Genomic DNA, 2,541 nt, shown 5'->3' with positions numbered 1-2,541 from the left:
GAGGAACGAGGCCCACGCCGCCTGCGTCTTTCCTCGCCCCCTGCGCCCGGTTATGGATAACTGCCATGCAGTTACCCACAGCCGGACACACCCCCACACCATTCTCACAGCGGCGGGCGAAAGAGAAAACGGTTAAACTGCGATCTCAAACACACCATTCCGCGTTTCAACAAACGTACCCTCCATAGATAAGTCGCGCCCATACGCTTCATAGTCAAAGTAGTATATCAGGTGGTCTGGTACGGAGATATAACCTTCCTCCACCATTTGACGCGCTACATCCGCCATATCTTCGCAGCCGGGGTAATAGATAATGTCGTCCTGATGGTCGCACAAATCCTCAATACTGCTGAAATAGCCTTGCAGTTCACGTAAATTATCCTGGATATACTCCGGCAAATCCTCCACCATTTCACACAGGCGGTTGACTTCCTCAATAGGCGTGTACTCGTCTATCTCAAAGGGCAGCTCGTAGTCGTGGATGGCGTATTCCTCGTAAAATTCGTTCAGGCCGATGCGCTCCGCCATTTCGTCATAGTCTATGGGCGGTTCAAACCAGTCGCCGACAAGCTCGCCCTCGTTGTATTTGCCGAGGTTCGCTACATATACCCGCATTTCTTCCATAATCCATTCTCACCTCCACCATGCAGGCATAAAAACGGCCGGTCTCACATTGAAACCAGCCGTTACATCAAACTCAAAAGCCCATGAGATAAGGGACAGACACACCGAAATACACTGCGAGCCTGTCCCATACTTCCTGATCTCTCGGTATACTGCTTCCATTTTCATAGTTTGTAAGCATACTCTGTGATACGCCTACCAGTACCGCAAGTCGTTTTACTGTGATACCACGCGCCCTGCGCAGCATCTTGATACGGTTTTGACGATAGCGCACATCCACACCCCATTCCTTATGCGCCGATGATCTGATTGAACAGCGTGAGCAGAACGTCTTTCACGCCTGCCGCATTGAATACAAGGCCGACCGCGATCAGCGACACGACCAGAAAACCAATGAGCTTGGAAAACTCGCGCTTAAAGCCGAGATAAATACCAATCACCACGATCGCCATAAGCACAAGAGACTGGGCGTTCGTAAGAAACCAGTTGTAAAGGTTGACGCCGAAATTCATAGGCTAATATTCCTCCATTCCGCTTGTAATTAAACTTTTGCTTGCATTTTATTCTGTAATTACAACATCCCCGATTTCCTGAAGCTGCTGTTCAATGATCTTGCGGTGCTTATCTGCCAGCTCGGTTGCCGCAAGCATTTCTTCCATGATATTTGTCCCGCATTTGCGGTCTAACTCCAGCAGCATCTTCCACGACGGCGCGACCTGATGGGACAGCCAGTTCAGCGTTTTTTCAAGGCTGTACGGCTCAGGGTCAGTCGTCAGTTTGAGCCGGTCACGATGTTCCCCAATAAACACCGACCACATATGATTCAGCGGCCAATCTTCGGGCGGCTTACGGCTATCCCTATCCACGAACCGGACATACCGGTTGATGATGCCGAATGCAGTATCTTCGGGGCTTTCGTTAGACACCAGATCATAAACCGCATAGAAAGCACGGTCGTTTTTGAGCCGGATTTCAAACCGGTTTTTGACTTCCGCATCTTCAACGGGGATTCCTTTTTTCACAAGCTGTTCATATGCCTTTTCGTAAATGCAGAAATACAAGTCAGACTGCATCGAGCCGATATACAGCGTCGCACCCATGCTTTCCTTGTTTTCCTCCCGCAGATGTGCAAGCCCGCCCGTGCGGTACGCCTTGAAACTGCGGAATACCGAGATACATTCCCCGCGGTCGCATTTATCACACAGATAGGGGATATCCAAAATCCCCGCCCGATCATTGATTGCAAGGTCTATCCGCTTGAAAACCGCTTTTTCATCGAGAAACATCCGGAACAATTCAATCCAGCTTCTTTTCTGTCCATCCAGATAGGCTTCAAATTGGCGGCAGCCCTTGCCTTTAAGCTCAAGCAGCACACCTTTTTCCTCCATCGGTGAAGTCATGACCGCAATATCGCCCAGCACATACATACTGGAATAGGAATAAAGCCCGTGATCTTCCTGCGCCATATAGTTCATTTTGAGCCGCAGCACATCTTCAATAATATGCCTTGCGTCCATCGTAGGGAAGCGCACCCGCACATAGTCGATCATCAGGTTAAGCGGGTCTGGGTACAGGGTCTTGAGCGCCGCGGCGAGCCTTTTCCTTGTCTTGTCTGTCACCGGCAGCTTTCCGGTTTCCAGACGGCACAGGTATTCACGCGAAATACCTGCAACAGCGGCAACCGCCTTGCGCGAAATACCGTTGCGTTCCCGTTCTTCACGGAAATGCCAAATCCATTCGTTGTTTTCCATGAGATGGTCTCCTTTCTGCGTCATGTGACATTGACGCCCGTTTTTGACATAACCCTTAAAAGCCCAAAATCCAGACGGCATCAGGGTTTCTACTTTGTAAAGCGGCTGGCCATTGGCGATTTGTACCCCCCTGTTAGATACAGGGGGTTCAGGCACGCGGGCGCGG

4 protein-coding genes are annotated in these 2,541 nt (G+C 50.4%); all 4 read right to left on the bottom strand.

The window, feature by feature from the left end; translation table 11 throughout:
* Positions 1-132: 132 nt before the first annotated feature.
* Positions 133-627 carry an antirestriction protein ArdA gene (locus DW806_RS05840; RefSeq protein WP_442861144.1) on the bottom strand — a complete coding sequence of 165 codons (495 nt, stop codon included), beginning with the start codon at positions 625-627 and terminating at the stop codon, positions 133-135.
* A gap of 70 nt (positions 628-697) precedes the next feature.
* Positions 698-871, bottom strand: a complete 174-nt coding sequence (locus DW806_RS16040) for a helix-turn-helix domain-containing protein (RefSeq protein ID WP_382737162.1) — start codon at positions 869-871, stop codon at positions 698-700.
* A gap of 43 nt (positions 872-914) precedes the next feature.
* A complete protein-coding gene (locus DW806_RS05830; protein ID WP_110436175.1) occupies positions 915-1,136 on the bottom strand; it encodes a hypothetical protein in 222 nt (73 codons plus the stop codon).
* Positions 1,137-1,184: 48 nt separating this feature from the next.
* Positions 1,185-2,375 carry an XRE family transcriptional regulator gene (locus DW806_RS05825; protein ID WP_117492378.1) on the bottom strand — a complete coding sequence of 397 codons (1,191 nt, stop codon included), beginning with the start codon at positions 2,373-2,375 and terminating at the stop codon, positions 1,185-1,187.
* Positions 2,376-2,541 lie beyond the last annotated feature (166 nt).

The sequence above is a fragment of the Butyricicoccus sp. AM32-19 genome (genome assembly GCF_003480365.1).
Classification (GTDB): Bacteria; Bacillota; Clostridia; order Oscillospirales; family Butyricicoccaceae; genus Agathobaculum; species Agathobaculum butyriciproducens.
This window is presented reverse-complemented; position numbering and strand designations above follow the sequence as displayed.